The organism is Bradyrhizobium symbiodeficiens, from assembly GCF_002266465.3.
Classification (GTDB): Bacteria; Pseudomonadota; Alphaproteobacteria; order Rhizobiales; family Xanthobacteraceae; genus Bradyrhizobium; species Bradyrhizobium symbiodeficiens.
In genome coordinates, this window is record NZ_CP029427.2 from 1,109,464 (window position 1) to 1,131,387 (window position 21,924).

At 65.0% G+C, this 21,924-nt stretch carries 22 protein-coding genes and 1 pseudogene; 13 read left to right on the plus strand and 10 right to left on the minus strand.

What is annotated here, in order from left to right:
* Nucleotides 1-82: 82 nt before the first annotated feature.
* From CIT39_RS05160 to CIT39_RS05175, 4 genes are all read right to left on the minus strand, one after another.
* The gene (locus CIT39_RS05160; protein WP_094973111.1) at nucleotides 83-928 is read right to left on the minus strand and encodes a ChbG/HpnK family deacetylase; all 846 of its coding nucleotides are present in this window, start codon (nucleotides 926-928) and stop codon (nucleotides 83-85) included.
* Nucleotides 925-1,962 (minus strand): glycosyltransferase family 2 protein, encoded by a 1,038-nt coding sequence (locus tag CIT39_RS05165; RefSeq protein ID WP_094973110.1) that lies wholly within the window; start codon nucleotides 1,960-1,962, stop codon nucleotides 925-927. The genes CIT39_RS05160 and CIT39_RS05165 overlap by 4 nt, the downstream gene beginning before the upstream one ends.
* A gap of 99 nt (nucleotides 1,963-2,061) precedes the next feature.
* Nucleotides 2,062-3,039, minus strand: coding sequence for an ATP phosphoribosyltransferase (hisG, locus tag CIT39_RS05170; RefSeq protein WP_094973109.1), 978 nt, complete (start codon nucleotides 3,037-3,039; stop codon nucleotides 2,062-2,064).
* A 3-nt stretch (nucleotides 3,040-3,042) separates the two neighbouring features.
* Nucleotides 3,043-4,194, minus strand: a complete 1,152-nt coding sequence (locus tag CIT39_RS05175; protein WP_094973108.1) for an ATP phosphoribosyltransferase regulatory subunit — start codon at nucleotides 4,192-4,194, stop codon at nucleotides 3,043-3,045.
* 739 nt (nucleotides 4,195-4,933) lie between these two features.
* On the opposite strand from CIT39_RS05175, the gene CIT39_RS05180 reads away from it, so the two are divergent.
* Both CIT39_RS05180 and CIT39_RS05185 read left to right on the plus strand, forming a co-directional pair.
* Nucleotides 4,934-5,440 carry a hypothetical protein gene (locus CIT39_RS05180; RefSeq protein ID WP_094973488.1) on the plus strand — a complete coding sequence of 169 codons (507 nt, stop codon included), beginning with the start codon at nucleotides 4,934-4,936 and terminating at the stop codon, nucleotides 5,438-5,440.
* 10 nt (nucleotides 5,441-5,450) lie between these two features.
* The gene (locus CIT39_RS05185; RefSeq protein ID WP_094973106.1) at nucleotides 5,451-6,461 is read left to right on the plus strand and encodes a helix-turn-helix domain-containing protein; all 1,011 of its coding nucleotides are present in this window, start codon (nucleotides 5,451-5,453) and stop codon (nucleotides 6,459-6,461) included.
* Here CIT39_RS05185 and CIT39_RS05190 read toward each other — a convergent pair.
* Entirely contained in the window at nucleotides 6,458-7,213 is a 756-nt protein-coding gene (locus CIT39_RS05190; RefSeq protein ID WP_094973105.1) for a 16S rRNA (uracil(1498)-N(3))-methyltransferase, read from the minus strand. The two genes, CIT39_RS05185 and CIT39_RS05190, sit on opposite strands and share 4 nt — an antisense overlap.
* Nucleotides 7,214-7,423: 210 nt before the next feature.
* Between CIT39_RS05190 and CIT39_RS05195 the strand changes: the two genes are divergently transcribed.
* Nucleotides 7,424-8,086, plus strand: coding sequence for a hypothetical protein (locus CIT39_RS05195; RefSeq protein ID WP_094973104.1), 663 nt, complete (start codon nucleotides 7,424-7,426; stop codon nucleotides 8,084-8,086).
* Entirely contained in the window at nucleotides 8,083-9,015 is a 933-nt protein-coding gene (gene ubiA, locus CIT39_RS05200) for a 4-hydroxybenzoate octaprenyltransferase (RefSeq protein WP_094973103.1), read from the plus strand. Before CIT39_RS05195 ends, ubiA begins: the two co-directional genes overlap by 4 nt.
* A 103-nt stretch (nucleotides 9,016-9,118) precedes the next feature.
* On the opposite strand, the gene CIT39_RS05205 is transcribed toward ubiA, so the two are convergent.
* Complete coding sequence (locus tag CIT39_RS05205) at nucleotides 9,119-9,637, minus strand: DUF6101 family protein (protein WP_094973102.1); 519 nt, start codon at nucleotides 9,635-9,637, stop codon at nucleotides 9,119-9,121.
* Between the two features lie 265 nt (nucleotides 9,638-9,902).
* Here CIT39_RS05205 and CIT39_RS05210 point away from each other — a divergent pair, with 265 nt between their 5' ends.
* The 6 genes from CIT39_RS05210 (at nucleotide 9,903) to lpxK (ending at nucleotide 15,477) form a co-directional block, all read left to right on the plus strand.
* Entirely contained in the window at nucleotides 9,903-11,321 is a 1,419-nt protein-coding gene (locus tag CIT39_RS05210) for a TldD/PmbA family protein (protein WP_162308357.1), read from the plus strand.
* Nucleotides 11,322-11,379: 58 nt separating this feature from the next.
* Nucleotides 11,380-12,126, plus strand: coding sequence for a 3'(2'),5'-bisphosphate nucleotidase CysQ (locus tag CIT39_RS05215; protein ID WP_408612847.1), 747 nt, complete (start codon nucleotides 11,380-11,382; stop codon nucleotides 12,124-12,126).
* Nucleotides 12,127-12,188: 62 nt separating this feature from the next.
* Nucleotides 12,189-12,431 (plus strand): DUF4170 domain-containing protein, encoded by a 243-nt coding sequence (locus CIT39_RS05220; protein WP_094973099.1) that lies wholly within the window; start codon nucleotides 12,189-12,191, stop codon nucleotides 12,429-12,431.
* Nucleotides 12,428-13,147, plus strand: coding sequence for a lysophospholipid acyltransferase family protein (locus CIT39_RS05225; RefSeq protein ID WP_094973098.1), 720 nt, complete (start codon nucleotides 12,428-12,430; stop codon nucleotides 13,145-13,147). The genes CIT39_RS05220 and CIT39_RS05225 overlap by 4 nt, the downstream gene beginning before the upstream one ends.
* A complete protein-coding gene (locus tag CIT39_RS05230) occupies nucleotides 13,110-14,468 on the plus strand; it encodes a 3-deoxy-D-manno-octulosonic acid transferase (protein ID WP_094973097.1) in 1,359 nt (452 codons plus the stop codon). Before CIT39_RS05225 ends, CIT39_RS05230 begins: the two co-directional genes overlap by 38 nt.
* The gene (gene lpxK / locus CIT39_RS05235) at nucleotides 14,461-15,477 is read left to right on the plus strand and encodes a tetraacyldisaccharide 4'-kinase (protein ID WP_094973096.1); all 1,017 of its coding nucleotides are present in this window, start codon (nucleotides 14,461-14,463) and stop codon (nucleotides 15,475-15,477) included. The genes CIT39_RS05230 and lpxK overlap by 8 nt, the downstream gene beginning before the upstream one ends.
* A 218-nt stretch (nucleotides 15,478-15,695) precedes the next feature.
* Here the strand turns inward: lpxK and CIT39_RS05240 are convergent, their stop codons facing one another.
* Nucleotides 15,696-15,920, minus strand: coding sequence for a DUF2093 domain-containing protein (locus CIT39_RS05240; protein WP_094973095.1), 225 nt, complete (start codon nucleotides 15,918-15,920; stop codon nucleotides 15,696-15,698).
* Nucleotides 15,921-16,241: 321 nt separating this feature from the next.
* On the opposite strand from CIT39_RS05240, the gene CIT39_RS05245 reads away from it, so the two are divergent.
* Together CIT39_RS05245 and CIT39_RS05250 are read left to right on the plus strand one after the other, a co-directional pair.
* Complete coding sequence (locus CIT39_RS05245) at nucleotides 16,242-17,066, plus strand: dienelactone hydrolase family protein (RefSeq protein WP_094973094.1); 825 nt, start codon at nucleotides 16,242-16,244, stop codon at nucleotides 17,064-17,066.
* A 251-nt stretch (nucleotides 17,067-17,317) separates the two neighbouring features.
* Nucleotides 17,318-17,464, plus strand: coding sequence for a hypothetical protein (locus CIT39_RS05250; protein WP_101635014.1), 147 nt, complete (start codon nucleotides 17,318-17,320; stop codon nucleotides 17,462-17,464).
* A gap of 229 nt (nucleotides 17,465-17,693) precedes the next feature.
* On the opposite strand, the gene xseA is transcribed toward CIT39_RS05250, so the two are convergent.
* Nucleotides 17,694-19,316: an exodeoxyribonuclease VII large subunit gene (gene xseA / locus CIT39_RS05255; RefSeq protein ID WP_094973093.1), complete on the minus strand. Its 1,623-nt coding sequence runs from the start codon at nucleotides 19,314-19,316 to the stop codon at nucleotides 17,694-17,696.
* Between the two features lie 417 nt (nucleotides 19,317-19,733).
* On the opposite strand from xseA, the gene CIT39_RS05260 reads away from it, so the two are divergent.
* Nucleotides 19,734-19,922 (plus strand): hypothetical protein, encoded by a 189-nt coding sequence (locus CIT39_RS05260; RefSeq protein ID WP_094973092.1) that lies wholly within the window; start codon nucleotides 19,734-19,736, stop codon nucleotides 19,920-19,922.
* Nucleotides 19,923-20,089: 167 nt separating this feature from the next.
* Here the strand turns inward: CIT39_RS05260 and CIT39_RS05265 are convergent, their stop codons facing one another.
* Nucleotides 20,090-21,256 (minus strand): hypothetical protein, encoded by a 1,167-nt coding sequence (locus CIT39_RS05265; protein ID WP_148667277.1) that lies wholly within the window; start codon nucleotides 21,254-21,256, stop codon nucleotides 20,090-20,092.
* A 256-nt stretch (nucleotides 21,257-21,512) separates the two neighbouring features.
* A pseudogene (locus CIT39_RS33145) lies at nucleotides 21,513-21,635 on the minus strand (REP-associated tyrosine transposase); the annotation flags it as partial.
* Nucleotides 21,636-21,924: the final 289 nt, after the last annotated feature.

Here is a 21,924-nt window from a genome sequence, read left to right on the forward strand (position 1 = left end):
GTTCCATTGTGGCCCCAACAGTGCCGGCCGGATTAAATTTCGGTATGCGACAAGCTGCCTCGCGGCCTGCTTTCCGCGGGCGTCATCCCAGCGTGGCGCCGCTGTCCGCCAGCAGACGCGCGAAGGCGTCACCTGAGAGATAGGCGTGCTCGCGTTCGCGGACATCCGTCATCGGGTCGAGGCCGGCGAGGACGTCGTCGACGAAGCCGGGATGGCACATCACGAGGCCGCCATCCGGCAAGCCTTCCAGGAATTGCCGCATCAGTTCGCCAAAATCGGCCGCCCGCGTGAAGTCATAGGCGCCGGCGAAGCCGGGGTTGAAGCTGAGGCCGGCGCTGCCGGCGCGGCGGCGGAATTGCGCGCTGAAAATATCGAGCACGATCGCCTTGGGTGAAGCGAGGCGCTGCTTGAGCGGCAGGTCGCGGCCGCCCTGGCGCACCCAGGCGTTTGGCGCGCCTTCGCTGACCGCTTCGACAAAGCCGTCGCGCACCTGCGGATAGAGCTGCACATGCTGATGGCCGTCGACGAAGTCGGGCACCCGGCCGAACGCATCGGCAAAGGCAGCGAGCTGCGCCTTCACCTCGTTGCGGAAGAACTCGCGGTCGAGCCGCCGCAGAACGCCTGCGCGCAGCAGCTTCGGAAACGGCATGAACATGTCGCCGTCGAGCGGCCTGAAATGCATGGTGAGGGGGCGGAACGGCGCCGACAGCGTCACGTGCAATCCGATCGCGCAGCGCGGGCTAACCTTCGCGGATGCCTGGAGCGCTTCGATCTCGCTGCGCTCGACCGCCGGGCCCACCATCATCACCGAGGTGGCGTTGAGGCGGCCGCGTTCGATCAGGTCGCGGATGGCGCGGTTGACGCCCGGGCTGATGCCGTAATCGTCGGCACAGAGCCAGATCCGCCGCAGGCCCGCGGCCGCGCTCATTCGGCGGCCGTCCTCTTCGCGGCGTCGTCGGCTTCGAAGTGCTTTTCACTGTGCTCGGCGACGAAGTAGATCGGGCGCGCCTTCATCTCGGAGAGGATCTTGCCGATGTATTCGCCGACGATGCCGATCATGATGAGCTGCACGCCGCCGATCGTCATCAGCCCGATCACCAGCGAGGGATAGCCGGGCACCTGCTTGCCGGTCGTGAACACCTCCCAGAGGATCGAAAGGCCGAACAGGAAAGCGCCGCCGGCGAGAATGACGCCGAGCAGGCTGGCAAAGCGCAACGGGGCGACCGAAAACGAGGTCAGACCTTCGATCGACAGGCCGAGCAGGCTTGCGGCATTGAAGGTGGTGACGCCATGGGCGCGCTCCGAAGGCTCATAATCGACGCGGATCTGGCGGAAGCCGATCCAACTGGCGAGGCCCTTGAAGAACCGGTTGCGCTCGGGCAGCTGCCTGAGCGCCGTGACCGCGCGCGGCGACAGCAGGCGGAAGTCGCCGGCGTCCTCGGGAATCTTCTGCCGTGCGCCCCAATTGATCAGCGCGTAGAAGCCGTGCACGGCGATCCGGCGCAAGAACGGCTCGTTGTCGCGATGTGCCTTGGCGGTGTAGACGACGTCATAGCCGTCATCGATCCAGTGCCGCACCAGCTGTTCGATCAGGGCCGGCGGATGCTGGCCGTCGCCGTCCATGAACATGACGGCGCCGAGCCGGGCATGGTCGAGGCCGGCCATCAGCGCCGCCTCCTTGCCGAAATTGCGCGACAGCGACACCACCTGGACGTCGATCGCGTCGGCCGGCAGCGCGCGGGCGATCGCCAGCGTCGCATCCTTGCTGCCGTCGTCGACATAGACGACCTCGCAAGCCAGCCGATAGCGCTCCCGCAAGGTCTTTGCGAGATCGCAGATGCGCTGATGCAGACCGGCAAGGCCGGCCGCCTCGTTGTAGACGGGGACGACGATCGACAGTCCTTTTGCCGCGGCGGTGGCTGCGGTGGTCGTCATGCCGGAAACGTCAGAGCCCAGCGTCATCGGTCAAGTCCCAGAGGCGTTCAAAGTCATCTCAACAGCATATGGTAGCTGCCGTTTGCTGTCGCAAAGCTGAACGGTCAAGCTGAACGGACCTGGGGCTCACTGCCGCAGGAACGCCTCGAGCCTGGCGAACAGCGGGTTCTCCCGGTCGAACACGTAGTCGAGCGACGCCACCGAGACGGTCTCGGCGCCATGCTCGCGCAGGAAGCTTGCCAGCGCATAGAGCTGCCCCGGCGGGCAGTGCAACGTCAGCATGCCTGACGAGGTCGGCCCGCCGAACGGGGCCTCGACGCCGAACCGGCTGTGGGCTTCGCCGAGCATGGCGGCGTCGCATTGCCGGAAGCGGGTGCGGACCTCGCGGTATTTGTTGGCCCGCGCCCTTGCCGCGATGTGATCGAGGATGATTCGCGCGGTCTCTCGCGCCTGCGGCGTCCAGTCGGCCTCTTTCGAGGCGACCAGATTGGCCTGGCTGCGCAGGATCACGCCGTCGTCGAGCACCCGCAAGCCGTTGGCGGCGAGGGTTGCGCCCGTCGTGGTGATGTCGACGATCAGCTCGGCGCTGCCGGCCGCCGGCGCGCCTTCGGTTGCGCCGGTACTTTCAACGATGCGGTAATCGGTGATGCCGTGGCTCTGGAAGAAGGCGCGGGTGAGGTTGACGAACTTGGTTGCGACCCGCATCCGCATGTGATGCTGCTCGCGGAAGCCGGTGGTGACGTCGTCGAGATCGGCCATGGTGCGAACGTCGATCCAGGCCTGCGGCACCGCGACCACGACGTCGGCATAGCCGAAGCCGAGCCCATCGATCAGCGACACGCGCTTGTCGGCGTCCGCGATGTTCTCGCGCACCAGATCTTCCCCGGTGACGCCGAGATGGGCAAAACCGCGCGACAATTGCGAGGCGATCTCGCTCGCCGAGAGATAGGCGACCTCGACATGGTCGAGGCCTGCAAGCGTGCCGCGATAGTCGCGGGCGCCGCCGGCCTTCGACAGCTTGAGGCCGGCACGGGCGAAGAAGGCTTCGGTGTTTTCCTGCAGGCGGCCCTTGGAGGGAACGGCCAGGACGAATGGCGCGCTCATGACTTAAGCTCCCACCTTGCGGCCGATCTTCGTCAGCGCATCCACCCAGACCGAGAAGCCGACCGCGGGGATCGGCTCAGCCGATCCGAGCTGGGTCATCAGGCCGTCATAGCGGCCGCCGGCGACCAGTGGCTCGGCGCCGTTGCCGCGGTGATGCAGCTCGAATTCGAAGCCGGTATAATAGTCGAGACCGCGCCCGAACGCGGTCGAGAAGCGAGTCTGCTTCACGTCGATGCCGCGCGCCGCCATGAAGCCGACCCGGCTCTCGAACTGGTCGATCGCAGCCGTGAGGTCGAGCCTGGCGTCGGCCGTGAGCGCGCGCAGCTCGGCGATGGAATCGTCGGGATTGCCTGCAATCGTCAGGAAGCGCTTGAGCACGGTAATCGCCTCGCGCGGCAGCGCGCCGCCCTTCAGCGTCGATTGCTCGAGGAAGCGATCGGCGATCTCGGCGGTGGTGCGTCCTCCGACATTGGTGGTGCCGGCGATCGACATCAGGTCGGTGACGAAAGCGAGCGCGGCCTTGCGGTCGGAGCCGGCGAGCGCGGCCAGCACGCCCTCATATTCGCTGGGGCTCGCGGTGGTCGCAGCCGCCAGCTTCTCGAGATCCTGCTCCAGGCTGATCTTGCGGTTGAAATCCTTGACCAGGCGGCGGCGCCAGACCGGATAGAGGTTCAGCGCATCAAGCAGCGCGTTGAACAGCCCCACGTCGCCGGTGCGGATCTCGACGTCGTGGACACCGAAGGCCGCGGTCGCTTCGAGCCCGAGCGCCAACGTCTCGGCGTCGGCCGCGGCGCGGTCCTGGCGGCCGAACGATTCGATGCCCGCCTGCAGGAATTCGCTGGTCTGGCCGCTGCGGTAGCGGAACACCGGGCCGAGATAGCTGAACCCGGCCGGCTGGCCGGCACGACCGGAGCTCAGGTAGTCGCGCGCCACCGGAATGGTCAGATCCGGGCGCAGGCAGAGCTCCTCGCCCGTGAGGTCCGTCGTCAGGTACAGGCTCTTGCGGATGTCCTCGCCGGAGAGGTCCAGGAACGGCTCGGCCGGCTGCAGGATCGCGGGTTCGGCCCTGACATAACCGGCCTGCGCGAACGACAGCAGCAGCGTATCCGGCCAGGCGGCGGAGCCGGCAGCATTTGAGGTGGCAGTCGCGGTCATAACTGGGTCCATCGTCCCGGCGGAACCGGGCAGGGCAAGGGGGAGGCAAGGGGAGGCAAGCGAATTGCGCTGCCCTTAGCATGGCCCGAAAGCGGTTTCGACCTCCAAAGGATCAATCGCTTAACGAGTTTGAAGCGGGCCTCGCCCGCCGGTCAGCGGCTGAAAACGGAGATTCGCCGTCGCGCCGAACAGGGTAATAAATACCTCATTGCGCCAATGCTTGGGACGGGCTGGACGGTCTCATTCGGCCGGGCCCGGGGGCGTCTCCAACTGGCTCGACGGATGATGCGCCGGCACGGCTGCTCCAGTCGCAGCGGGCCCGACTTCTTCCACGAGTTGCTCCGCCAGTTCGAGTATCCTCCGCCTTCGACCGGGGTCCCTGAGGCGGAGAAACGCTCTGATGAGCCGCAGCTCTTCGCATCCCCTCGCGTCCCGCACGACATCATCGTTCATCGCCACGCCTTCCATCGCCCGCCACCTCGATACCGTCCGTCATCGAGTAGTCGAATCCGCGATCGTGCGACAAAGTGCTGTCGGCCAGCGCTTCCGCTGCATGTCGAGGTCCAACCTTCATGGTGCTGCGCGAACGCGTCGGCGAGCGATTTCGATGCGGCCGAGGCCGGGCTTCACAATGAGAAATTGAGGACTGCTGGCAAGTCGTCGCATACTCATTTTGGGTATGGCGGACGATCCGTTCGCACTATTCGTCGTTTACAAGATGAATGTTGGATTCCGATTCATGCGCAATGCTTCAGATATCATCCGCACGGTCTCGCGACACACGCTGGCCTATATGCTGTTTTCGATAAGTGAGATGTTTCGGCACTACGATGAATTCGATCCTCTGGACCTTCTGATCGTTCATGCGGTCCTGAACGCGAATGTCATCAATGTGATGAACGATCCGGTGTTGGACGAGCGGTTCTCCAGCATTCATGACGTCGAGCCGGATGTGATCAAGCAAGGGGTCTCTCGTGCGGCACTGTCTCGCTTCCTCAGCCTGCCGCTCGAGACGGTTCGCCGTCGCGTCACCGGGCTGAAGAGGCGGAAGATTCTCGAAGAGACCGAAGCAGGACTCATCGTGACCGAGCAGAACGCATTCAGGTTTGGAAACAACCATGAACTGCAGAAGACCAACATGTTACTGCTGACGAAGCTGCTTCGCGATCTCAAGCGCGCCGGCATCAACGGGCCGGACGATCTGCGCGCGTCCAGGGGAGCCCCGTCTGCAAGGAAGGCAAAGTAATCGGCACGACATGGATCAGGGCCATTTCGAGACTGCGCGCGACGGAGCGCAAACGGCGGCGGCGGACCGCTTGATGTCCTTCCAGGGGCTCAAGCCATCCTCGGCCCTCGAACTCCGGGCGTATGACATCGACCATTTCAGCGAGACCGAGAGATATGCCGGCGCATCCAGCATGCCGCTGGCGGTCGGAGCCACAGCCATCATGCGCGCCCGGCTCAGCCTGCCGGCCCTGACCCTGTCTCTGGTGAAGACTCTTCCGCGGATCGTCCGAGGCTATCAACTGACGAATGCCATCGCTGTCGCGGTGCCGATGGATCACGTCACCTCGGCCCGCATCAACGGGCAATCAATCGGTCGTTCGATCGTCATTCTGAAAGGCAATTCCGATTGCCTGGTCCATGAGCCGGAGGGCCGGCTGATAGCCGTCGTGTATTTCACCCCGCCGCGGCGCGAACCCTGGGCGCAACTGGATGATGGCTACCATTTGGTGAACCCCACATCGGACGCGCTTACCTCATTGCGCCGTCTGGTCTCCGTCACGCTGGAAACCGCAGCGCATGATCCGGACTTCCTGAGGGAGCCGATATCGTTGAGCGTCGTCGAGCAATCGTTGCTCAGCACGATGGAAACTGCGCTGACCACCAGCGCGAAAGGCGGACCCGCGTCGTCCGCGATGGACGGCTATCGCCGGATCGTCGCAGACATGGAACGCCTCATCCAGCAGGATCTGACGATCTCGCACAAGACGCCTGAGCTCGCAGAGCAGGTGGGGGTGTCCGTCCGCACGCTCCAGAGCGCGACACAGGCCATTTGCGGCATCAGCCCACATCGCTATGACCGGATTCTGCGGCTCTGGTCGGTGCGCAAGCAGCTGCGCATCGGCGTGGGACGGCGCAGCGTGAAGGCCTGCGCGATTGCGCACGGTTTCTGGCATCTGGGCGAGTTCGCGGCGAGTTACAAGGCGGCGTTCGGTGAACTGCCGTCTGAGACCTTGCACCGGGCGATGCGGGAAACGATCTAGCCGTTTCCGCTGCCCCAGTCGCCCAATACGGCCTGCACCAGAGCCAGCGCCGCCACCGCGGCGGTGTCGGCCCGCATGATCCGGGGACCCAGGGCCAGCCGCAGGATTTTCGGCTGCCGCAGCAGCAGCGCCCGCTCTTCCTCGGCAAAGCCGCCTTCGGGGCCGATCAGTACGTCGATACCTTGTCCGGCCTCACGGGCGTTCTGCAGGCTCTGAACGGGGTTTCGCACCTCCGCCGCCTCGTCGCAGAAGATCAGCAGGCGATCGGCGGGCCGCTGACCGAGATACCGCTCCAGCGGCATTGGCTCGGCGACCGTGGCGATGCTCAGAATGCCGCATTGCTCGGCCGCCTCGACGACATTGGCGCGCATCCGCTCGGTGTTGACCCGGGAGGCCTGGGTGAACCGGGTCAGGACCGGGTGCAGGGCGGCGGCGCCCATCTCGATGGCCTTCTGGATCATGTAGTCGAGCCGGGCATGCTTGAGCGGGGCGAAAACGTAGGCGACGTCAGGCAGCCTGTCCTGGGGCCGGGTCTGCTGAAGGATCACGAGGCCGTCCGGCCGCTTGCGACCTTCGATGGCGGCCTGCCACTCGCCGTCCCGGCCGTTAAAGGCCAAAACCTCGGCTCCGGCGGCAAGTCGCAGCACATTGCCGAGATAATTGCTCTGGTCGCGGTCGAGCGGGATCCTGGCGTCCTGGGCAAGAGGAGCGTCGACGAACAGGCGGGGGCCGCGAAAATCGTGGGAGGGCATCGTTCAGGGGTCCGATTTGCGGCCGTTCTTAACCGAAAGCAGCCATTCCGGGGGTAAATATTGCCGAAATGGTGCGTCCCCGCGCCGCGCTCTTGCCCTATTCAACGGGTTGTTAAGCGTCGGCGGGAATCGTAAAAACGCGAACACGCTGGTTGCGCTTCAATTGGGAAGGCGCCGAACCCCGTAGCTCCTGCCGGAGAGACTATCTTGATGATCCGTCATTTGATGGTTCCGATCACTGCCGCCATGGTCACCCTGAGCGCCGCGGGCGCCTCTGCGCAAAGCGCCTTCCCGGCGCCGCTACCGAACCAGGCTGCTACCAGTTCCGCGTTTCCCCCGGTGAACGGCTCGGCGCCGATCGCTTCGGTCGGCACGGCGCCGCAATCGTCCTTTCCCGTGAACGGCGCCGCGCCCATCGGCGGCGCTGGCGCGTTCAGCGCGGCCCCGCCGACCCAGGGCGGCCCCGGCGAGGACTGCATGAAGGCTTTCATCCCCCTGCGCGAGGAAGCCGAGAAACGCGGCAAGCTGATCAAGGCCGCGAGCGACCGTCACGCGCCCCCGGACGAGGCCTGCAAGCTGATCCGCAATTTCAGCCAGGCCGAGACCAAGATGATCAAGTATATCGAGACCCACGCCGCCAAATGCGGAATTCCGCAGCAGATCGGCGACCAGATGAAGTCCGGTCACAAGAACACAGAGGCCATGGCGACGAAGGTCTGCAACGTCGCTCAGCAGATGCAGAACCAGCCACGCGGCCCGGCGGGCCCGTCGCTGAGCGAGGTGCTGGGTTCGGGCTCGGCGCCTGAGGCCAATGCCGGCAAGAAGGGCGGCAGCACCTTCGACACGCTCAACGGCAACGTCCTGACCCGATGAGCGATACATCCGCCCGCGTTGCCGATTCCACCGGCAACTGGGTCGATACGCGCGCGCCGCAATGGGCGCGGCCCTATTTGCGATTGTCCCGCTTCGATCGTCCGATCGGCTCCTGGCTGCTGTTGATGCCGTGCTGGTGGTCGGCGGCGCTCGCGAGCGGCATGGCGCATGACGTCCGCGGACTGCCGCTCACCATCGTGCTGTTCTTCATCGGTGCCTTCGTGATGCGCGGGGCGGGCTGCGCCTGGAACGACATCACCGACCGTGACCTCGACGCCAAGGTCGAGCGCACCCGCTCGCGGCCGTTGCCCTCGGGACAGGTGAGCACGAAGCAGGCGCTGGCCTTCATGATCGCGCTGGCCGTGACCGGTCTCGTCGTATTGCTGCAATTCAACCGCTTCGCGGTCCTGACCGGCATCGCCTCGCTCCTGATCGTCGCGATCTATCCCTTCATGAAGCGGATCACCTGGTGGCCGCAGATCGTGCTCGGCCTTGCCTTCTCCTGGGGCGCCCTGATGGGATTTGCCGTCACCTTCGGGCGCATCGACGTCACCGCGATGGTGCTCTATGCCGGCGCGATTTCATGGGTGATCGGCTATGACACGATCTACGCGCATCAGGACGCCGAGGACGACGCGCTGATCGGCATCAAGTCCACGGCGCGCCTGTTCGGCGCGCATACGCACCAGGCGCTGATCCTGTTCTACGGGCTCGCTGTGATGTTGATCGGCGTCGCGCTGGCCTCCGCCGATGCGCGCTGGCCGGCCTGGCTCGGGCTGGTCGCCTTCGCCGTGCACCTCGCATCGCAGATCGTGCGCTTGCGGATCGAGGATCCCGGGCTGTGTCTGCGCCTGTTCAAGTCGAACAGGGAAGCTGGCCTGTTGCTGTTTGCGGGATTGCTCGCCGACGCGGTGATGCGGGCGGCGTAGGTCTTGTAGGGTGGGCAAAGGCGCCCTTGCGCCGTGCCTACGTTCTCTCAATGATTGATAGGAAAGGTGGGCACGCTTGCGCTTTGCCCACCCTACGGCACCTTCAATTCCGCGCGATGATCTCGCGTTCTTCGCGATGAACCGACAATTCACGCGCCATCGCAACGCGGCGGCGCATCAGGAATTTCGGACGGCGGGCGCGGATCGCATTGGCACGGCGGCGGCGGGCGGCGGGCTTGCGCGCGCCTTCGTCGAGCTGCGGAAGCGCGAACAGCTCGCTCCAGATTGCCAAGGCCTCGACGAACTCGTCGGAGTTGGCGCCGACGAGCAGCGGAACGGAGAGCGAGGGATCGCGATGCACGAGGACGATGGCCTGCGCCTCGTCATTGCCGCGCAGCGCGACGCCGGTGAAATCGCTGACGCGGACGTTGATTGCCATCTGCATGCCGCGAACGGCACGGCGAAGCACGACACGTTCGCGATGAAGCTCGATCTGCCTCGTGTATCCGTCGGCGCGCGGATCGTGCGCATCGAAGCGGACCGGAAGGGAAAGGGGGTCGAGCCGCAGAGAGCGGCTCGACCCGGCGGGAGCGATCCCGCATGTTGCTGTTTGACGCCTCACGGCTTTAGTTCTCCCCGCCGGGATTATGTTCCCGGTCGATGCGAGGACCTTAGCGCGCGGCTTTCCGAAACCGCTTAAAAAGGCTGGTTAACCCACCGTCACCGTGGCTCATGATTGACAAGACCTTGGCGCGCATGATTGACGAGACGTTGCGTCAAAGGTGCGAATCTGAGCTTCTGGCGGGCTGAAAATGCTTGAAGTCCGCGCGATCAGGGCACATCTGTGGGTTCCGGTCCCGAACCCCCGCCCCAACAGGATTTCGTTCGTGAACTCTTCACCATCCGCAAGCTCGACGCTTTCGTCCAAGGATTCCTCCAAGGGGTCAAAGGCCAGCCGCGACCTGTTCGACCAGTCCGCTTTGTCGGATCTGGCGCAGCGGCTGGTGGAGGCGGCGAAGCGCGCCGGCGCGGATGCGGCCGACGCGGTCGCGGTGCGCGGCGTCTCGCAAGGCGTCGAGGTGCGCGATGGACGCGTCGAGGAATCCGAGCGCTCCGAGGGTGACGACGTCGGCCTGCGCGTGCTGGTCGGCCAGCGCCAGGCGGTAGTTTCGACCAACGACGTCAGCGGCGATGCCGTGACCAAGCTTGCCGAACGCGCGGTCGCGATGGCGCGCGTCGCGCCCGACGACAAATATGTCGGCCTCGCGGACCCATCGCTGCTCGCGCGCGACTTCCCGGATCTCGATCTGCTCGATCCCGATGTGCCCGCCACCAGCGAGCTCGAGCGCCGCGCGCTCGAAGCCGAAGCTGCGGCCCTCGCCGTGAAGGGCGTCACCAAATCCGGCGGCGCCTCGGCGTCCGCGGGCATGGGCGGGATGGTGCTGGTCACCTCGACCGGCTTCCACGGTTCTTACCTGCGCTCCAGCCAGGGCATCTCCGCCACCGCCATCTCGGGCGAAGGCACCGGCATGGAGCGCGATTACGACTTCACCTCGGCGCCGCATGGCGCCGACCTGTTGTCGCCTGACATCGTCGGCCGTTCCGCCGGCGAGCGCACCGTGGCGCGCTCCAATCCGCGCAAGGTCGAGACCTGCAAGGTGCCCGTCGTGTTCGATCCGCGCGTCGCCGGCTCCCTGGTCGGTCACGTCGTCGGCGCCATCAACGGCGCCTCGATCGCGCGCAAGACCAGCTTCCTCAAGGACAAGCTCGGCCAGCAGCTGTTTGCGAAGAACATCCGCATCATCGACGATCCCCTGCGGAAGCGCGGCCTGCGCTCACAAACGTTCGACGCCGAGGGCGTGGCTGTGAAGAAGATCGCGCTGATCGACGAGGGCGTGCTGACGACCTGGCTGCTCGACTGCGCCACCGCGCGCGAACTCGGCCTCACCACCACCGGCCATGCCCATCGTGGCGTCTCGTCGTCGCCCTCGCCAGGGCCCTACAATCTGCATCTCGAGCCCGGCACGCCGACCCCGGCTGAGCTGATCGCCGACATCAAGCAGGGTTTCTACGTCACCGATCTGATCGGCTCCGGCGTCAACGGTGTCACCGGCGATTACAGCCGCGGCGCCTCCGGCTTCTGGATCGAGAACGGCGAGATCACCTATCCCGTCAGCGAGGTGACGATCGCCGGCCATCTGTTCGAGATCTTCAAGTCGATGCAGCCCGCGAACAATCTCGAGTTCCGTTACGGCATCAATGCGCCGACGGTGCGCATCGAGGGATTGACGCTTGGCGGACGTTGAGGCGAACGCCCCCGGCGAAACCATCCTGACGCGCGACGCGGCGCTGCTGCAGGACACGGTGCGCGAAGCAGGCGCGCTGGCGCAGTCGATGTTTCGCACCGAATTGAAGACATGGACCAAAGGCGCGTCCTCGCCGGTCTCCGAAGCCGACATCGCCGTCAACGATCTGCTCGAAGCGCGCCTGCGCGGTGCGACGCCGGATTATGGCTGGCTCTCGGAGGAGAGCGCCGACGATGCCGCGCGGCTGTCGCGGCGGCTGACCTGGATCGTCGATCCCATCGACGGCACGCGCAACTACCTCAATGGCCACCACGATTGGTGCGTCAGCGTCGCGCTGGTCCAGGATACCGCGCCGGTGCTGGCCGCGGTGTTCGCGCCTGTCAGCGGCGAGTTCTTCTTCGCCGCACGCGGCCAGGGCACCACGCTCAACGGCGCAGCCGTGCAGGCTTCGCCCGGATCCGCGCTCGACTTCTCCCGCGTCGCCGGCCCGAAACCGATGGTCGAGCGGCTCAACAGCTCGGGCGGCGAGATCAAGCTGCATCCGCGAATCGGCTCGCTCGCGCTGCGGCTGTGCCGGGTCGCCCATGGCGCGTTGGATGCGGCTTTTGCGGGGGGCAACAGCCATGATTGGGACCTTGCGGCGGCCGATTTGATCGTGCAGGAAGCCGATGGTAGGATGAGCGACCTCTCCGGAGAACCCATCCTCTATAACCGCCGGGAAGTGGCGCACGGGGTGCTGGTGGCAGCGGGACGCGATCGTCATGCGGGCATTGTCGCGCATTTTCGAAACCGTCCCTTGGCCTAAAGCGCTTTTTGTCGTGCTTCTCGAACACTGCTTTGCCGGGCAGCCCGTTAGGAACAGAACTCATGCCAGATAGTGCCCCGCAACAATTGCTTCACCTCGTGATCGGCGGCGAGCTCGTCGATCTCACGCAAAACACCTTCAAGAATCTCGACGACGTCGAGGTCGTCGGCCTCTATCCGAACTATGCGACCGCCCATGCCGCCTGGCGGGCCAAGGCGCAGAGCACGGTCGACAATGCGCAGATGCGCTATTTCATCGTCCATCTCCACCGGCTGCTCGACCCGAATCAAGAACCGGCGCGTTGAAAAAGCTGCTTCGCAATACGCTGCGAAGCAGCTGGTTTCAGCGTGCCGTCGGGGTTCTGGCGGCCGAATATCTGCGTCTGGTCTGGCGGACCAACAAATTCACGCTGGATCCGCCCGACGTCTATGCGCGGGTCGAGCCGCAGCTCCCTGCGATCTTCGCGTTCTGGCACGGCCAGCACTTCCTCACGCCCTTCATCAAGAACCAGAACAAGGCCTCCTACCGCGCCAAGGTGCTGATCTCCCGCCATCGCGACGGCGAGTTCAATGCGATCGCCGCGGAGCGGCTCGGCATCGGCACCATCCGCGGTTCCGGCGATCATGGCGGCGCCTTCCACCGCAAGGGCGGGGTCGGCGCCTTCAAGGAAATGGTGCGCACGCTCCAGGCCGGCTGTAATGTCGCGCTGACCGCCGACGTCCCCAAGCGCTCGCGCGTGGCCGGGCTCGGCATTATCATGCTGGCACGGGAATCGGGGCGGCCGATCATGCCTTTCGCGATGGCGACCAGCCGCTTCGTCCGGCTCAAGAACTGGGACCGCACCACCATCAATCTTCCATTCGGGCGGGGCGCATTGGTCGGCATCAAGGAAATCCACGTTCCCGCCGATGCCGACGCCGCCATGATGGAAGCGTTGCGGCTGGAGCTGGAAGAGACGCTGAACGAGGCGACCCGCCGCGCCTATGCGCAACTCGGCCGCCCTGGGCCTCAAGATGGCTAAGCTGCTTCCCAAGTCGTTGCCTGGCTCGCTGCCGCTGACGCTGCGGCTGTATCGTCGCCTTGCTTCCGGCCTGGTGCCGCTTGCGCCCGCACTGATCAGGCGGCGGCTGAAGCAGGGCAAGGAGGATCCCGCGCGCGTCGGCGAGCGGCGCGGCCTGTCCCGGGACGTGCGGCCGCATGGCCCGCTGGTCTGGATCCACGGCGCCAGTGTCGGCGAGGTGCTGGCCGCGGCGGCGCTGATCGAGCGCCTGCGCGATCTCAATCTGCGCATCCTGCTGACCTCGGGTACCGTCACCTCGGCCGCCGTGGTCGCAAAGCGCTTCCCGCCCGACGTGATTCATCAATACGTGCCGTATGACTCGCCGCGCTATGTCGCGCGCTTCCTCGATCACTGGCAGCCGTCGCTTGCGCTGTTCATCGAATCCGACCTGTGGCCGAACCTGATCCTGGCGGGCGCGACGCGCCGGGTGCCGATGGTGCTGATCAACGGGCGGATGTCGCCGCGCTCCTTCCCGCGCTGGCGGCGCATGCAGGGCACCATCTCGGCGCTGCTGTCGCGCTTCGACATCTGCCTCGCACAATCCAGGACCGATGCCGAACGCTTCTCCACGCTCGGCGGCCGCGACGTCGTCACCACGGGTAACCTCAAGCTCGACGTGCCGGCGCCGCCGGCCGATCCCGCCAAGCTCGAACGGCTGATGGCGATGACGCGCGGGCGCCCCATCATCGTCGCGGCCTCGACCCACCCGGGCGAGGACGAGATGCTGGTCGCGGTGCATCGCAGCCTGTCCGGCTTCTTCCCGCAGCTCCTCACCGTGATCGTGCCGCGCCATCCCGATCGCGGCTCCTCGATCGCGGGCCTGATCACGGCCTCGGGCCTGAAGCCCGCATTGCGCTCGCGCGAGGAACTGCCGACCGCGACCACCGACGTCTATGTCGCCGACACCATGGGCGAGCTCGGCCTGTTCTACCGGCTGTCGCCGATCGTGTTCATGGGGGGATCGCTGATCCGCCATGGCGGCCAGAACCCGATCGAGGCGATCAAGCTGGGTGCCGCTATCGTGCATGGTCCGCACGTCTTCAACTTCGCCGATGTCTACGAGGCGCTCGATGCGCGCGGCGGTGCACGCCAGGCCGACACGCAGGAGGCGCTGGTCAAGCAGCTTGGCCTGCTGCTGGCCGAGCCGACCGTACGCGACAAGATGCAGCGCGCAGGCTCGGGCGTGGTCGAGGATCTCGGCGGCGCGCTCAACCGCACCATGGCCGCGCTCGAGCCGTATCTGCTGCAGCTGCGGATCGAGATGGGAGCCGCCAATGCGTGAGCCGGCCTTCTGGTACCGGCCACGTTCCCTCCCGTCCTACGCGTTATGGCCGCTCGGAGCGCTCTACGGCGCGATCACCGAACGGCGCATGCTGCGCCAGGGCGCGGATGCCGGTATCCCCGTGATCTGCGTCGGCAATTATCACGTCGGCGGCGCCGGCAAGACGCCGACCGTGCTGGCGCTGACAAGGCTCCTTCGCGAACTCGGCGAGACCCCGGTGGTGCTCAGCCGCGGCTATGGCGGGCGCTTGCAAGGTCCGGTCATGGTCGACCGCACACGCCACACCGCGGCCGACATCGGCGACGAGCCCTTGATGATGGCGCGCGACGTCCCGGTCGCCGTCGCGCGTGACCGCCTCGACGGCGTTGCGCTGGCGAAGTCGCAAGGCGCCACCGTCATCCTGATGGACGACGGTTTCCAGAACCCGCGCCTGCTCAAGGACGCCTCGCTGATCGTGATCGACAGCGAACGCGGCCTCGGCAACGGCCAGGTATTTCCCGCCGGTCCCCTGCGCGCGCCGCTGAAGGCGCAGCTCGACCGCACCGACGCGCTGGTGCTGATCGGCGACGGTCGTGCCGCCAACGAAGTTGCGGCAGAGCTTGCCAAGCGCGACAAGCCGGAGTTGCGCGCGCGCCTGAAGCCGGATGCAGCCTCGCTCGCGCAGCTGTTCGGCAAAAATGTTCTCGCCTTTGCCGGCATTGGCGATCCCGAGCGCTTCTTCCGCACCCTTCGCGTGAGCGGTATCGAGGTCGTGCGCACGCGGCCCTTTGCCGACCACCACATGTTCTCCCGCGAGGAGATCGCCGCACTCGCGGCGGATGCCGAGCGCGAGCAGCTGACGCTGGTGACGACGGAAAAGGACCTTGCGCGCCTGCACGGCAGCGAGGGCGTGCCCGATGGAATCGTGCCGTTCGCGGTTCAGCTCGAATTCGACGACCCGGCAAAGCTGCGGCAATTGATCAGCGATCACCTCTACAAGGCGCGCGAGCGAAGGTTCTCCAGGCGCTGATCTCGCCTCTGGTGCGGATCCCGTAGGGTGGGCAAAGGCGCTCTTGCGCCGTGCCCACCATCTTTTGTGTTCGGAGACAGGTGGTGGGCACGCTGCGCTTTGCCCACCCTACGGCACCATCATTCAGGCGACATTCATCGCAAGACTTCTATCGATCTCCGGCGATCAGGAGAATTCGATGAAATGGCCGTCCGCAGCCGTCGCCGCCAGCCGAAGCGTCACGCCGGTTTCGGCGCGCCCGGGAAGTGCCGCTGCAGCACGGCGGCGGGCGTGGCGTAGGCTTCCTGCAGATCGACGCTCCAGTATTTCAGCTCGTCGAGCGGAATCCGCGCGTCGGTGATGGCACAGCGCACGAAGGTCCCCGGCGAGATCACGCGGAAGTCGCCGTCGAGATACTGCACTTGCGCTTCGCCATGGCCCGAGGGGCCGAACTTGTTCAGCACGGTCGAAAGTCTCCGTGGAAGGCCGCTTCCAGGAAAACTTTAAAGGAAAACCTTAAAGGGAAACCCTGGAGGGCACGATGTGTTGGATGGGATGTAGCATAGATAGGGTGGCTTGTCCGCCCGTTAAACCCACCGGTTTGTGATGTTTTGCCGCCGTGCCCGCGTGATAGAGCGTTTTCGAGCGAAGTGGAAACCGGTTCGCGTGAAGAAACCGCGTCAAAATAACAATCGAGAGCCCCGTTCCGATTCCATCGGAACGGAAATGGCTCTCGTGCTTGGGCGAAGGATCGCTGTATCAGGCATCTCCCATGGCAGAGTCCGATGCGCCTTCGACTGACCGCCCTGTTCCTGACACTGCTGATGTCGGCCGCGCATGCCGCGCCGGCGCCGCAGCCGGTCGACATTCCGCTGGCGTCGGGCGTGCTGCATGCACAGCTCTACAAGCCTGAAGGTGCGGGGCCGTTTCCGGCCGTGATCGCGCTGCACGGCTGCGGCGGCCTCGCTGGCCATTCCGATCCCGTGCTGCCGCGCTATCGCGATTGGGCCGAGCGTCTGCTGAGGGCAGGCAATGCCGTGTTGCTGCCGGACAGCTATGGCTCGCGCGATCTCGGGCCGCAATGCCGCGTCAAGGAGATGCACTTCAAGGCGCGGCGTGAGCGCGTCATCGATATCGCAGCATCGCACGCCTGGCTGATGAAGCAGTCTTGGGTGGCACGCAACCGCGTCAGCCTGATGGGCTGGGCCAATGGCGCGAGCGCGCTGCTCTGGGCGGTGCGGCCGCAGAGCGCGGCGCGTGAGCTTGGGCCGGATTTCCGCGCCGCGGTCGCCTTCTATCCGGACTGCCGGATCTCCGCCGGTCTCGGCTGGAGCACGCGGGTGCCGACCCTGGTGCTGATCGGCGCCAATGACGACGTTTCCTCGCCGCCGGCCTGCCGCCAGATGGTCGAGGGCGCGCACGGCCGCAGCGCGCTCGCACGCATCGTGGTCTATCCCGGCGCCGATCACGATTTCGACCGCGCCAACACGCAGCTGCACGCAGCCGGCGGCAGCAACGATGCGGCCGCGCCGGAGCACGGCCATCTCGGCACGGACGCCGAGGCGCGCGCGGAGTCGCAGAGGGACGTCGCGCAATGGCTGGCGCGGTAATCCCGTAGCCCGGATGAGCGAAGCGATATCCGGGGCGAGTGGTCCCGCATATCGCTGCGCTCATGCGGGCTACATTTTTCGGCTCCAAAAGCGGGGCCGCCCGAGGAACAATTCAGGCGAGCAGCCCCGCATCGACCACCGCCCTGCACGGACTTGATGGCCGACCGGGAATCTACGGATCGCGCACGGTGCGGGTTTCAGCCGGTGACGGCGCCTTAGTTCGACCACGATGTCGATTAAACGCAATCCTCATGCGCAACCGCCTCACGCTCGCCTCCGCACTGGCCGTCTTCACCGTCGCGATCTTCCTCTACGAGGCCCACGCCGGCGCCCCGCAGCGCGCGCCGGACCATTGCGGCTTCTGGACCACGATCGACGCGGGATTGTCGTGCCGGTAGGCATGACGGTGCCGTAGCCCGGATGAGCGAAGCGACATCCGGGACAACCGTTCCCGCATATCGCTTTGCTCATGCGGGCTACAACTCATGCTCAACACGCGCCGTCATCGCCCGGCTTGACCGGGCGATCCAGTACTCCGAGACGGTTGTGATTGAATCGATAGGCCGCGGCGTACTGGATTCCCCGCCTGCGCGGGGAATGACACCGAGATTGAAGCGCCATCGCGCCTCAGAACAGATTGCCCTGATCCACCGGCTTGGCCACGCGCTTCGGCGCGGGCTTTGCCTCCTGCGCCGCCGGCTTGGCCTGCGCCGGCGCGCGCTTGGCCGGTGGAGCTGCACGATCTGCGTCTGCGGTCGCCGCAACACGTCCATCCGCGAACTCGATCTCGAGCCGTGCGCCGGGACCGATGCTGTCGGCCGCATGCAGCGGATGTCCGGCTTCGTCCCGTACCAGCGCGAAGCCGCGCGCGAGCACGCTGCGATAGGACAGGGCCGACAGCAGCTTGCCGCTGTTGTCGACACGGGCCTCCAGGCGCTGCAGTAACGTGACGAGCGCGCGGCCGGCGCGTTCGCTGAGGCGATGGGTGCGCTCGCGCTGGCGGGCAATGGCGTTGCGCTGCGCCTGCGCGTTGGACAGTTTCGAGGCGCGCAGGCGAATTTCTAACCCGGCAAAGCGGTCGCGCCGGCGCCGCAGCAGCGAGCGCGCGGACAGACCAAGCCGCTCGCCACACACGGTGAGCCGGTGGTCGGCCTGCGAGATCTGGCCGTGCAGCACCCGCAGCGTCAGCTTCGAGCTCGCGGCGGTGAACCTGCGGAAATGCGCGTGCGTATTGGCCTTGAGACAGCGGGGCAGGGACGCGCCCGCCGAATCCAGCCGTTGCCTGGGAATGGCGAGCAGATCGCCGGCCGCCGGCAGCGCGCGCGCGGCGGCGCGCAACTCGCTGCGGCGGCTCTCCTGACTGCGTTGCCAATAGGCGCGGGTGCGGCGGCCGAGATCGGCGACCTCGACGAAGAGATCGCTGCGCACCGGCACCGCCATCTCGGCCGCGGCCGTCGGCGTCGGCGCGCGCTTGTCGGCGACGAAATCGATCAGCGTGATGTCGGTCTCGTGGCCGACGGCCGAGATCAGCGGGATCATGCTTTCGCTTGCCGCCCGCACCACGATCTCCTCGTTGAACGACCAGAGGTCCTCCAGCGAGCCGCCGCCGCGCGCGACGATCAGCACGTCGGGCCGCGGAATCTTGCCGCCTTCCGGCAGCGCATTGAAGCCGCGGATCGCGGCCGCGACCTGCTCGGCCGAGCCTTCGCCCTGCACCTTCACCGGCCACACCAGCACGCGGCGCGGAAAGCGGTCCTCCAGCCGGTGCAGGATGTCGCGGATCACCGCGCCGGTCGGCGAGGTCACGACGCCGATCACCTCCGGCAGCCACGGCAGCAGCTGCTTGCGCGCCTCGTCGAACAGCCCTTCGGCGGCGAGCTTCTTCTTGCGCTCCTCCATCAGCGCCATCAGCGCGCCGATGCCGGCCGGCTCCAGCGCCTCGATCACGATCTGGTATTTCGAGGAGCCCGGATAGGTCGTGAGCTTGCCGGTGGCGATGACCTCGAGCCCCTCCTGGGGCTTGAAGCGCATCCGGCCGTGCACGCCCTTCCAGATCACCGCCTCGATCTTGGCGCTCTCGTCCTTGAGCGCAAAATAGCAATGGCCGGAGGAATGGGCACCGCGGAAGCCGGAGATCTCGCCGCGAACCCGGACATGGCCGAAGGCGTCCTCCACCGTCCGCTTCAGGGACTGGGAGAGCTCGGAAACGGTGAATTCGGGGGCGTTGAGCAGGGGTTCCGCAGGCGGCATCGGCAAACGATTCGGGGTTCTGAGATTGAGACGGACGTTACGGATTTTCGCGGTCCGGCGCCAGTTTGTAGGATGGGTTGAGCCATTGCGAAACCCTTGCTTCTCTATCCCCGTTCTCCAAAATTGCAGTCGCGCCAAGCCGACGCGGCGATGAAACGAGGAGGCGCCAGTCAGGCACCCGCTTGACGAGCCCACCGGCCTAGACCAGGCAGACATTTCGAGCGCTGTTGAGCCGCGTCGAAGCGTGGTTGGCGCATCGATGTTGGCCTCGCCGGTTCGGCTGGTATGTGCCGGTTCGACTAAGAGCCTCAGTGGGGCGGGGAACAATGTCCAGGTGATCCGATTGGAACGATGGTACGTCCATCCGGGATCAACCAGCGAGCTCCTGGAGGCGTCTGTATTAGGGAGGAGCCACCAATGGATGACGAACGAAAATCATCAAAGGCGGGGGAACAGGCCGCTGAAGGCCTGCGCAAAGCGACGTCCAAGGAAGAAGCGAAGAACGAGAGCAAGATGGGGCACGATCTGGCCAAGGGGTCTGATCGTTTCGAAGAGCGCTCGAAAAGCTCCGATGGAAAAAGCGCAGAAGAGAAACAAAAAGGTTGAAAGCAGCTCGTAGGACGGGTTGAGCCCTAGCGAAACCCGTCATCTCTCTATCCACGCTCACCGGCGCTACGCGGTCACGATGCGACCTTATAACGAAACAAGTGCGATGGGTTTCGCAACCACCTTACGGGCTGACGTTTCGATCGGTGAACTTTCGAGTTTCCTGATCATTGAACATATGAAGGGGACGCGTTCGGGCGGAATGGTTGCCGGATGACCGTCTCCGGCACCACTCTGGTGCGGGCTGCTGGTTGATTTTCTAGCAGCGATTTGAGTTGAGTCGGAGGTTGTGCAGCCCTCCTCCGCAGCACCGTGACAACCGGCTGGCCATATCTGGGTGCAAATGAATCGGCGTAACTGATGCAATAGACGAGGGGATCAGTGAGACGCAGCATTTTGAATGTGGCTTCGCGTGTGCGGGCGTCCTGGACGCAAAGGTTGTAGCGTGCTCGCCAGATTGGAGGCCGGGCAAATGGCCTGTCGGTCGGTGCGTTCAGATCTCCATCTTCACGTGTGACCCCAGTGATCGCTTTGGGTATGTCTTGCGGAAACGCAAGGCTGATGGTCAGTTTGTGAATGTCCAGCCGCGAAGCGCCAATTGCGGCCGTCGCTGAAATAGGCCGGAATTGGTTCGGTACCGGATCGAGCTTGAGAGAGGCGTTGGCGCCACCGCTGGCCAGCGTGGTGAACGTCAGCGTGTCGACGAAATTGTCCTTGGCGCCGCCTTGCTCGTCAATATCGATGAATGTCTCGACGACCCGGCCAACTCCGATCGAACCGGTCGGCGGATAGAAAACATTCACTGGCCGTCGCTCAGCCAAATTCTCGCAAAGCGAAGTATTGACGATCAAGTCGTCCCAACTATCCTCGGTCCCAAATACGCGGGAACCATTGCGCGTCAGGTCAAGCGCACCCGTGGCCCCGACGTCGAGAACAGAAGTCAATCCGGGAAGCCTGAAGCCCGCGTCTGCGCCCGCTTTGTTTACTTCAGTGATGTTGAAGTCGAACGAATAGGCTACGCCGACTTTTGACAATCTCGCCAACTCAAGCAAGTTTCTTTCCTCGTCGTTTGAGGGGGCTTTCTTTGTAGCCTTGAGCTTTTTCTCGAACTCTCTTGCTGCCTTGATCCGGCTTGCGAGTTGTTTGGAATCATCGTGCGCGGAGACGATGCCCTTGCCGATCATATAATCGAACAGCGCCGTCCTCACCTCGCAACGACCGTGGCGCACGATGTGCTCGGTGCGGTATGGGCTCACATCGTCAGGAATGGGATAGAGAGAGCAGCCTCCAAGTCCCGCGGCTAAAATGCAGCCAACCAAATTGATCCCACGCATAAATGTCGCCCCTTTACAAGGAACGCTATCGATTGTCGCGCACGTGAGACTCTTCTGAATCAGGGCTTTCGTGACAAAATGATTTTTGAACTGCCCCCGGGCGAGCGCAATGACGCGAACTAACAACATACAGCTTCAGCGTGTCTGAGCGGTTTTGACACGTCAAGCGGAAAACTCACATCGAGGTTGTTTTCCTGTGATTGTGGTCGTGCCACCACAGCGGGTATGCGGAGCACACTGCTCCGAGCCCATCAGTGTGAAGGGGGTCGGGCAGCACCACGATGGCGTCGATCGTGAATGGATGGCGCCGATGCGTTTCGCGAAACGCCCCGCGCAACACCTCGATATCCGTCAGCAACGCCAGCCTCCGCTCCGCCAGATTGACGGTGAAGAAGAAGCACCCAGGCGATCACATCATGAAACAAGCGCGATGGGTTTCGCAAGGGCTCAACCCGTCCTACGGGCTGTTGTGCCGCCGATATGCATTTTGTGTTTGACAGATTCTACGTTCAGCCGGGCCATCTTCTTGATCGCCTCCAACGCCTCTCAGGCGGCGGATTGGCTCCGCCAAAAGGACCATGGTGTGATGAGACCACGCCTGCGGTGCAAAACCAGAAAGTGGGTGACGAGATACCCTACTAGCGAAACGCCTCAGCTTTTGTATGCTG

Bases quoted from the DNA above. Each gene is read 5' to 3' on its own strand.
- CIT39_RS05250 (WP_101635014.1), top strand. From the start codon at position 17,318: ATGCGCAACCGCCTCACGCTCGCCTCCGCACTGGCCGTCTTCACCGTC.
- CIT39_RS05175 (WP_094973108.1), bottom strand. From the start codon at position 4,194: ATGACCGCGACTGCCACCTCAAATGCTGCCGGCTCCGCCGCCTGGCCG.
- hisG (WP_094973109.1), bottom strand. From the start codon at position 3,039: ATGAGCGCGCCATTCGTCCTGGCCGTTCCCTCCAAGGGCCGCCTGCAG.
- CIT39_RS05190 (WP_094973105.1), bottom strand. From the start codon at position 7,213: ATGCCCTCCCACGATTTTCGCGGCCCCCGCCTGTTCGTCGACGCTCCT.
- CIT39_RS05260 (WP_094973092.1), top strand. From the start codon at position 19,734: ATGGATGACGAACGAAAATCATCAAAGGCGGGGGAACAGGCCGCTGAA.
- CIT39_RS05195 (WP_094973104.1), top strand. From the start codon at position 7,424: ATGATCCGTCATTTGATGGTTCCGATCACTGCCGCCATGGTCACCCTG.
- CIT39_RS05180 (WP_094973488.1), top strand. From the start codon at position 4,934: ATGCGCAATGCTTCAGATATCATCCGCACGGTCTCGCGACACACGCTG.
- CIT39_RS05245 (WP_094973094.1), top strand. From the start codon at position 16,242: ATGCGCCTTCGACTGACCGCCCTGTTCCTGACACTGCTGATGTCGGCC.
- CIT39_RS05185 (WP_094973106.1), top strand. From the start codon at position 5,451: ATGGATCAGGGCCATTTCGAGACTGCGCGCGACGGAGCGCAAACGGCG.
- CIT39_RS05265 (WP_148667277.1), bottom strand. From the start codon at position 21,256: ATGCGTGGGATCAATTTGGTTGGCTGCATTTTAGCCGCGGGACTTGGA.
- CIT39_RS05165 (WP_094973110.1), bottom strand. From the start codon at position 1,962: ATGACGCTGGGCTCTGACGTTTCCGGCATGACGACCACCGCAGCCACC.
- CIT39_RS05220 (WP_094973099.1), top strand. From the start codon at position 12,189: ATGCCAGATAGTGCCCCGCAACAATTGCTTCACCTCGTGATCGGCGGC.
- xseA (WP_094973093.1), bottom strand. From the start codon at position 19,316: ATGCCGCCTGCGGAACCCCTGCTCAACGCCCCCGAATTCACCGTTTCC.
- CIT39_RS05230 (WP_094973097.1), top strand. From the start codon at position 13,110: ATGCGCAACTCGGCCGCCCTGGGCCTCAAGATGGCTAAGCTGCTTCCC.
- lpxK (WP_094973096.1), top strand. From the start codon at position 14,461: ATGCGTGAGCCGGCCTTCTGGTACCGGCCACGTTCCCTCCCGTCCTAC.
- ubiA (WP_094973103.1), top strand. From the start codon at position 8,083: ATGAGCGATACATCCGCCCGCGTTGCCGATTCCACCGGCAACTGGGTC.
- CIT39_RS05160 (WP_094973111.1), bottom strand. From the start codon at position 928: ATGAGCGCGGCCGCGGGCCTGCGGCGGATCTGGCTCTGTGCCGACGAT.